The organism is uncultured Fibrobacter sp. (assembly GCF_900316465.1).
In the GTDB taxonomy this organism is placed as follows: domain Bacteria; phylum Fibrobacterota; class Fibrobacteria; order Fibrobacterales; family Fibrobacteraceae; genus Fibrobacter.
Genome location: NZ_ONDD01000051.1, coordinates 1 through 7,984 on the forward strand (window position 1 = coordinate 1; position 7,984 = coordinate 7,984).

General features: G+C 50.8%; 8 protein-coding genes. 4 read left to right on the top strand and 4 right to left on the bottom strand.

From position 1 onward, the window contains the following. On the top strand, nucleotides 1-415 hold a 415-nt coding region (gene yfcE / locus QZN53_RS12705), incomplete at its 5' end, for a phosphodiesterase (protein WP_163439286.1). A gap of 1 nt (nucleotide 416) precedes the next feature. After that, complete coding sequence (locus QZN53_RS12710; protein ID WP_163439287.1) at nucleotides 417-1,670, top strand: hypothetical protein; 1,254 nt, start codon at nucleotides 417-419, stop codon at nucleotides 1,668-1,670. A 2-nt stretch (nucleotides 1,671-1,672) separates the two neighbouring features. Here the strand turns inward: QZN53_RS12710 and QZN53_RS12715 are convergent, their stop codons facing one another. The 4 genes from QZN53_RS12715 to QZN53_RS12730 form a co-directional block, all read right to left on the bottom strand. After that, a complete protein-coding gene (locus QZN53_RS12715) occupies nucleotides 1,673-2,419 on the bottom strand; it encodes an amino acid ABC transporter ATP-binding protein (RefSeq protein WP_163439288.1) in 747 nt (248 codons plus the stop codon). Then, a complete protein-coding gene (locus tag QZN53_RS12720) occupies nucleotides 2,409-3,902 on the bottom strand; it encodes an ABC transporter substrate-binding protein/permease (RefSeq protein WP_163439289.1) in 1,494 nt (497 codons plus the stop codon). The genes QZN53_RS12715 and QZN53_RS12720 overlap by 11 nt, the downstream gene beginning before the upstream one ends. Nucleotides 3,903-3,965: 63 nt before the next feature. After that, nucleotides 3,966-5,627: a PCMD domain-containing protein gene (locus QZN53_RS12725; RefSeq protein ID WP_163439290.1), complete on the bottom strand. Its 1,662-nt coding sequence runs from the start codon at nucleotides 5,625-5,627 to the stop codon at nucleotides 3,966-3,968. A gap of 18 nt (nucleotides 5,628-5,645) precedes the next feature. Then, nucleotides 5,646-6,407, bottom strand: a complete 762-nt coding sequence (locus QZN53_RS12730; protein ID WP_163439291.1) for a hypothetical protein — start codon at nucleotides 6,405-6,407, stop codon at nucleotides 5,646-5,648. A 142-nt stretch (nucleotides 6,408-6,549) separates the two neighbouring features. Between QZN53_RS12730 and QZN53_RS12735 the strand changes: the two genes are divergently transcribed. Further along, nucleotides 6,550-7,437, top strand: a complete 888-nt coding sequence (locus QZN53_RS12735; RefSeq protein WP_163439292.1) for a TIGR01212 family radical SAM protein — start codon at nucleotides 6,550-6,552, stop codon at nucleotides 7,435-7,437. Next, entirely contained in the window at nucleotides 7,424-7,948 is a 525-nt protein-coding gene (locus tag QZN53_RS12740) for an adenine phosphoribosyltransferase (protein ID WP_088628979.1), read from the top strand. Before QZN53_RS12735 ends, QZN53_RS12740 begins: the two co-directional genes overlap by 14 nt. Nucleotides 7,949-7,984: the final 36 nt, after the last annotated feature.

A 7,984-nucleotide genomic window follows, 5' to 3' on the forward strand; every position in this document is an offset into this window, starting at 1 on the left:
GCAAGGAGTTGTCGAACTCCTGAGCCCGCTTAAGGGCAAGATTACCGCCGTTCGCGGCAACTGCGACGCCGAAGTGGACCAGATGGTGCTGGGATTCCCCTGCCTCGCGGACTACGCCGAATTTGAAGAAAATGGATTGCGCCTATTTTTGAGCCACGGTCACCTGTACGACCCGTATCTGTTCAGCCACTACAAGGCCGACGTGTATTTTTCCGGTCATACACATATCTTTACCGCCGAAAAAAACGCTGATGGAGTCTACTGCCTGAACCCCGGCTCCACGAGCCTGCCCAAAGGCGGAAACCCACCTACCTTCGGACTCTACGAAACCTTCGACGGCACCACTCCCCCGCGATTCAGCGTACACCACCTGGAAACCGGCAAGGAACTCGCGGCCGTCGAAATCGTGAAATAACATGCGAAATCTATTTGCAATCGTCTTCTTTCTCGGAATCGTGCTTTGGGGTACGCCGGTTTTGGCGCAAGATGTCAACGTCTGTTCGTTTGACTCGACCCTGATGGTTCATTTTGTCCGTGGGGATCTTTCCGAAGTCCCCGCCATATTGGACTACATCAAGGAAAACGCCCCTAAAATTCGTAACGAGCTCTGCAAAGACGAATTAATGCAAAGCGAACTCACCCATTTGGCCGGTAACCTCTACTGGACAGATAGACCCGGGCATGTGTCAGTCCCTATCGCCTACACTAGGTACATGAATTTTGGCGGTCAAGAAGTAAACGGGAGAACTCTGACTGAAGAAGAAAACGCCGTGTACAACCTAGTCATGGACTACATGATTTCGAAGTACGACATGCTCTATGCGCTCGCCAAGAAGACTAGCCTGCAAAAGAATTCTAAGCTGAAAACAGGCGCGTTCGTCGAATACATGTTTACGTATTGGCTAAAGCCCGAAGATGTCGGCTCTGCCGCCATAGAAATCGCCAAGACGCCGGCTGGAATCGCCGTCGACGCGGCAACCTCCTGGGCAACCTTGTGGATTCAAAAAGAAAGCCCTTACGAACGAGATACCTACTACGATTTTGACTACAGTTGGCTATTGATTGCCCGAGACAACTTTTTCAGGCGTTACCCCGTTACTCCCTATAGAACCGCGTTACAAGCCTTGATTAATCAGGACATCGTCGCCGAATTACACGAAGCGGACAAGAATAGCGGAGTTTTAGGCCTTTGTGTCGGAGTTTCTGTAGGAAAATCGCTCATGACATCCGGCCTGGAAGCCGTTAACGAAAATTTCACCTTCAGCGTTCCGAACGCAAGAATCCAGGTATTCCGATTCGTATTCCAGCTTCAAGTTGACCTGATGTTTGCAGACGGAATTTCTGCCGCAGGACTGGACGCCATGATCGGCCGCACCTACGAATTCAACGAATACGGTTTCGACGTGTTGGCGGGAATCGGTTTCGATGAATTCTATGTGGGCCAAGACTCCATCATGAATCTTGCATTCATGGGTGGTATCCAGGCCATGAGACGATTCCCCTTGGGCGACATGGCAAACATCACCCCTAAACTGCAGTGGATTTTAAAGACAGTCCATTTTGACGACCCGGTCAAGAACCGCAAACGCCGCGCCTTCATCAATCAATTCAGCATCGGCATTTCGTTCGAAGGCCGACAACCGCTTTCACGTCTGAACGCGTTTAAATAGCCCTATTTCTTCAGTGCCGAGAGGAATTCCTTGAGGCGGGAATCTTTCGGGTTGTCGAAAATTTCTTCGGGGGAGCCATCTTCCTTGACGTAGCCGTCGGCAAAGAACAGCACGCGGTTGGCGACTTCGCGGGCAAAGCTCATTTCGTGCGTCACCACGACCATCGTCATGCCGGATTTTGCCAAGTCCTTCATGATCTTGAGAACTTCGCCGACCATTTCGGGGTCCAAGGCACTCGTCGGTTCGTCAAACAGAATTGCCTCGGGCTGCATGGCCATGGCGCGGGCAATCGCCACACGCTGTTGCTGGCCGCCGGAGAGCTGTGCCGGATAATGATCCGCACGTTCCAGGAGCCCGATACGTTTCAGGAGTTCCTTCGCACGGGTCTCGGCATCGGCTTTGGAAAGTAGCCCCAATTTCACAGGAGCGAACATGATATTCTTGAGTGCGGTCATGTTCTTGAACAAGTTAAACTGCTGAAACACCATGCCCACGCGCCTGCGAACATCTGGCTTCGAAATACCCTTCGCCAAGATGCTCTTGCCGTCCAACAAAATGTCGCCGCTTGTCGGAATTTCAAGCAAGTTCAGTTGGCGGAGGAACGTAGACTTGCCGCAACCCGAAGGCCCGATAATCGCAATCACGTCGCCGCGGTGGATGTCTAAAGAAATTCCCTTGAGAATTTGCTTATCGCCGTAGGCTTTGCAAAGGTCCTTGACCTGGATTAAAGTTTCTGCATTAGCGTTCATTTTTCTTCAACCTCTTTTCAAGCTTTGCAACGCAAGACGAAAGTCCTGCCACCAGGATAAAGTAGATGGCCGCTACAGCAAGGAGCGGGAGCATGGCCTCGTAGGTCATGCTGCGGATAATGTCACCACCGCGGGTCAAATCGGTCAGGCCGATGTAGCCGCAAATGGACGTTTCCTTAATGAGCGAGATAAATTCATTCGTAAGAGCCGGGAGCGAATTCTTGAAAGCCTGCGGGTAAACGATGCTGTAAAGAATCGTGCGGAAACGGAGGCCAAGGCTACGGCCCGCTTCAATCTGGCCCGGATCTACCCCCTTGATACCGCTGCGGATAATTTCGGAGACGTATGCACCGGAGTTCACGCCGAAGGCCACGATTGCCACCAGAATCTTGTTCACATTCACCGACGAGAATACGATGTAATAAATGATAAGCAGCTGGATCATCATCGGCGTTCCGCGAATCACGGCGAGGTACACCCTGGCAATTCCATTCAGAACCTTATGGCGGCCATTGAATTCATTGCTGGTGCGGATTTGCGCAATCACAAAGCCAATCAGAATGCCGAGGAGGGCTGCAAAGAACGAAATAATCAGCGTGTTGCAAAGGCCTGTGACAATGAACTTCCAGCGGTCCTCTTTCACAAAATTCTTGTGCAGGTGATCAACGAAGGATTCTTCGCTCACAGCAGCCTCGTCACCGCGGACAATCACTACAATCTTCGAAAGCGTATACGGAGTCGTGAAGTTGATGGACTTCTTGCGATCTTCGGTCACGGTAAAGCCCGCGAAGCCCACATCGGCCTTGCCCGAAGAAACCGCATTGATAATCGCATCGAATTCGATATCCTGAATTTCAACCGTGCGGTTCATGAAGTCGGCAATATAGTTGACCACTTCGATATCGAAACCGGTAATTTTTGCGTTTTCGTAGTATTCGTACGGCGGGAACTGGGCATTCGTCGAAAGTACCAGCTTCGGGCCTTCGGTCACCTTCTTCTGGTAATGGAAATTTCCTGTGCGGTTGATGTAGGTATTGAAAAGGGAATCATAGGTTCCGTCCAGTTTCATCTGGGCAAGCGCCTGGTTCACCGTATCGAGCAACGCTTCGTTGCCCTTCGCGACCACGCCCGCGTACATTTCTTCGACAAAGACTTCTTCGAGAATGCGGAGCGACGGATTCTGCCGCACAAAGGCCTTGGCCGGCTGGTCGTCACTCATGACCGCATCGATTTTCCCCTGCAACAGCGCCTGCACGGCATCGGCGAGTTTCGTGTAGCGGTCCACGTCAATTTTCGCAGTATCGCCGCCGAAATCGGACGCATAAATATCGGCGGTGTTGCCGATCTGCACACCCACTTTCTTGTGGCCGAGATCGTTAATGCTGTGGACTTTATTGGGGATTACCGCCTGCTTGCTTTCGCAAGAAACCAGGGCGAGCGCGTAAAACGCTAAAAAAAATGGGAGGAGGATTTTTCGCATCATCTTTTAACCTTACCAAAAAGTTAGTTAAAAGACCATGGTTTGGGAACCCCTTGTGAGTTTTATTTAATAAATCAATTTCAAATCATCTATAATGAGCGTCGCACCCTTTACGCCCTTATAATGGTTTCCGTCGGCACTGGAGGCAAAAACCACGCGAATGTGAGTCACGGGTTCTTCTCCTGTTCCCTGCACGAGGCCGTTATTGATAGCGGCCTTATTCGAAGATTTCAACTTGGTATCGAATGTCGAAGAATTTTCGATGGGAGATCCTTCAAGAGGTTCGCCATACTTGAGTTTCAGGCGAAGCGTGCGCATGCCATTTTCATCGGGTTCCGAAACGCTTACTACGTCCGGATTTTCGCGGCCGGAGTTGTCAGCCTTGGTGGAGCGGAACCAAGCCGAGGCCACCAGCGTGTTGACATCGGTGGACTTGCGGTTCACATTCTTGTTGCCGGTGCGGTTTTCGAGCAGAATGTAGATATCACAGCTGTCGCCCTTGCCCTCGTAGCTGAACTTGACTTCCATGTATTCGGGCCTTGCCGCAAAGGGCTTGCCAAAGTCCAGAAGTTCATTGCCGTCGGGCCAGGTCGAAGAATTCGCCATCGAAAGCGTGCCCACGCCATTGGGGTTAAAGTCGGCCGTATAGAGGCTCCCGCTGGCCGTGATGCCAAGGACTGAGCTCGTCTTGATTTCGGCACCGATCATGGAGCCCGAAGTCACCTTTTTCGTCGTCGTCACAAGCGTATTGGCGTTGCCCCAAATAGAATCCGGCGTGACATCATTCTTGTTCCAGGAGTTGAAATTTTCGCCCGGCAACTGGTAGCCCGCCTTCACCGAATAAGTGACGCTTTCGTCTTCATTCGTCACCTTGACCTGAACACCCGCGCCGAAATCGTAAGACTCGCCTACCGTCACATTGGCCGAAGCGCCTTCTGAAAGTTCCATCGCCGAAAGTTCAAGGGCGGTTAAATCCGTACGGAAATCAAGATCGTCCACATGGATGGACTTGTTTTCTTCATCGATAACAGCTGCTTTTCCGGCAATCGAAAGGGACAAAATCTTCGGAGCCTCGGTGCTACCTTCAGAAGAACTAGACGGTTCATCGGATTCCGACGAACTTGAAGTGCTTGCAGAACTGCCCGGTTCATCGGCTTTTTGAGAGCTGCTAGAAGAATTTTTGGACGCCGAACTGCTGGACTTGTCGCTCTTTTTGGAGCTACTAGATTTACCTTCTGCAGAACTGCCGGATTTAGCCGAGGAACTGCTTTCGGGTTCCACATTCGGGATATTGAAAGTCAACTGCCAAACAGCCTTCTTACCACTTTCGGAAACCACGACCACATAAAGCACGTGGCTAGAAGGCACACGGATTTTATTACCCGATTCAATCGTTTCTTTGGAATACTTTACCTTCTTGGCGAGAGAATCGAGCCCCGCGGAATCCTTCGGAAACTCATCGATATCGTCTTTCACCAAATGAAGGCTTGCAAAATGGCTCAGATTGAGTTCTTCAAGCGTCACCGAGTCCCAAGTGTCAAGCGAATCGGGAACTTCGGCCAAGTCAAATTCAATGCGGTGTTGTTCCGAGTAAATCGCCGGCGAGCCGTCTTGTTCGGCAACGGCAATTTCTTTGAGTTCGCGATAATCCGACGTGTCAAACGTATCATAATCGGCGGTACATGCGCCAAGAAGCATCATCAAAGCAAGGAAAATCCACTTTTTCATATTAGCACTCCCCACTTGTTAAAAGAAATAGACCAACGAAAAGTCCAAGGCCAGCAAGTTGATCTTGAAATTCACGATATTGTACAGCACCTCGCTACGGGATTCCCCGTTTTCTTCGATTTCCATGAACGAAGAACTGAGCCCCAAGAGCCCCACCGAAGTTTCAAAAGCCAGGCGGTCCAGCACCATAATGCTCAAACCCGGATTGATTCCGAAGTTGAATGTCCAGCCGTGGTTTTTCGTCTTGGCCATTTCTTCGCCGTCGTCGGATTGCGAAATGCCGTAGGAATATTCCACCTTGAGCGAAGTTTCGTTAAAGAAATAGATGGTTCTGGAATCAAAAACCTTCAAGTAGTTCTTGAGAAACGGCTGTACAAAGAATCCGTTGCTCACGTACTTGCGATGTTCCTTGACATCGGCAATGTCTTCGAGAATGGAGAAATCGATATCCACAAAAGTTCGGCTATACCCCACTCGGGCACCGATGGCCATGGCATCACGGATAAAATAGCCGCCAAAGCCTTCGGCCGTAAACGTGTACCCCTCGGCCTTGTAAATATCGCCGAAAATGATATTCAGGGCGTCTTCATCCGATTCACCCTGCAGCAAGAACAAGGTAGCACCCGTCAAGAAGTTTCCACGATGAATCGCTTCGTCTTCTTGAACAGCATGAAGGTTTGCCAGGAGACCGCCCTTTTCTGCATGCAAAGATTTCGTCGGAGTTGTACCAGTCGAATCGTTTGAATTTGCCGCAAAAACCTGCGACACAAAAAGCGACATCAAAAAGACAAAAAGAAACCTATACATCATAGTGACTAAATATAATTAAAGTTTACATTCGGTTTACTTTTTAACACTTACAATCACAGTCTACAGCCGACCGTCTTATGCTTGTTATCCACTAAATACTATATTATTTCGCATGCACTACACTCCCTACCGAGACTTACTGCTGAAAATTTTCCCGAATTACCTGAAGGTGCGCAAACTCCCCCTGAACGGCGGCATGAGCTGCCCGAACTTGGACGGCACCAAGAGTTTTTCGGGTTGCAGCTATTGCAATAACCGCAGCTTTAGCCCGGTATTTGACCAGGCGAAGGTCTCAATCCAGGAACAGCTCGACAAGTTCGTGCCGCGCCTCCGTGAAAAGTACCCGAATGCAGGCATTTTGGCTTACTTGCAGCCGTACACGAATACGCACGCTCCGCTGGAACACCTGAAGGGAATCATCGACCCGATTATCAAGCATAAGGAGATTGCGGGCCTTGCTATTGGCACGCGTCCGGACTGCCTCGAAGACGCCAAGGTCGCCTACCTCGCAGAACTTAACCGCAAAAAGCCGATTATCGTGGAAATTGGCCTGCAAACCGCAAACGATTTGACACTTGCCGCCATCAACCGCAGGCATACCCTCGCCGAATTCACGGACGCAGTCAAGCGTTGCCAGGCGGCAGGACTCACCGTGACCACGCACGTGATTGTGGGCCTCCCCGGCGAAACCATGGAAGATTTCAAGCACACCGCCCAGGTTGTGCGCGACTTGAAGCTTGCCGCCGTCAAGATTCACCCGTTGCACATTGTGGCAGGCACCGTGATGGCGCAGGACTACGCAAACGGCGAAATCAAGCTCCTGACCTTCGAGGAATACTGCGAAGCGGTGGCTGAAATGATCAAGATTATCGGCTTTGAAACCGCCATTGAGCGCTTTAGCGGCGAAAGCCCGAGCGACATGCTCATTGCCCCCAACTGGTGCGGCGAAAGAGACAAGATAATTGCTACTGTGGAGAAGCTGCTTGATGAAACGAATTGAGGACTACATTATCTCTGTTCCGGATTTTCCGAAGCCGGGGATTCTTTTTCGCGATATCACGGGGATTCTCAGTGATGCCGATGGTCTGAAGCTTACGCTCGAAGCGTTCTACAAGATGCTTGAAAATGTCGAATTCGATGTCGTTGTCGGGCTGGAAGCTCGCGGATTCCTTTTTGGGGTCTCGATTGCGGAACATTTTCACAAGCCGTTCGTGCCTGAACGCAAAAAAGGCAAGCTCCCCCGCGAAACGGTCGACGTAGAATACGACCTGGAATACGGGAAAGCATGCATGGAAATTCACAAGGACGCCATAAAGCCGGGACAGCGGGTTCTCATTGTCGACGATCTGCTTGCAACTGGAGGGACAGCGAAAGCGGCCGCGGCACTCATCGAAAAGCTTGGAGGGAAAGTGGAACTTTTCGCGTTTGTGATTGAACTTTTTGACTTGCATGGGCGCGAAGTGCTCAAGGGTTACCGAGTGGAAACGCTCACCAGGTTCCCGGGGCACTAAATAGCAGATTTGGAAAGGAGATTCCCGGTCAAGCCG

What these genes read in the sequence shown, in the direction of transcription:
- QZN53_RS12710 (WP_163439287.1), top strand. Translation starts at nt 417, where the DNA reads ATGCGAAATCTATTTGCAATCGTCTTCTTTCTCGGAATCGTGCTTTGG.
- QZN53_RS12715 (WP_163439288.1), bottom strand. Translation starts at nt 2,419, where the DNA reads ATGAACGCTAATGCAGAAACTTTAATCCAGGTCAAGGACCTTTGCAAA.
- QZN53_RS12720 (WP_163439289.1), bottom strand. Translation starts at nt 3,902, where the DNA reads ATGATGCGAAAAATCCTCCTCCCATTTTTTTTAGCGTTTTACGCGCTC.
- QZN53_RS12725 (WP_163439290.1), bottom strand. Translation starts at nt 5,627, where the DNA reads ATGAAAAAGTGGATTTTCCTTGCTTTGATGATGCTTCTTGGCGCATGT.
- QZN53_RS12730 (WP_163439291.1), bottom strand. Translation starts at nt 6,407, where the DNA reads ATGTCGCTTTTTGTGTCGCAGGTTTTTGCGGCAAATTCAAACGATTCG.
- QZN53_RS12735 (WP_163439292.1), top strand. Translation starts at nt 6,550, where the DNA reads ATGCACTACACTCCCTACCGAGACTTACTGCTGAAAATTTTCCCGAAT.
- QZN53_RS12740 (WP_088628979.1), top strand. Translation starts at nt 7,424, where the DNA reads ATGAAACGAATTGAGGACTACATTATCTCTGTTCCGGATTTTCCGAAG.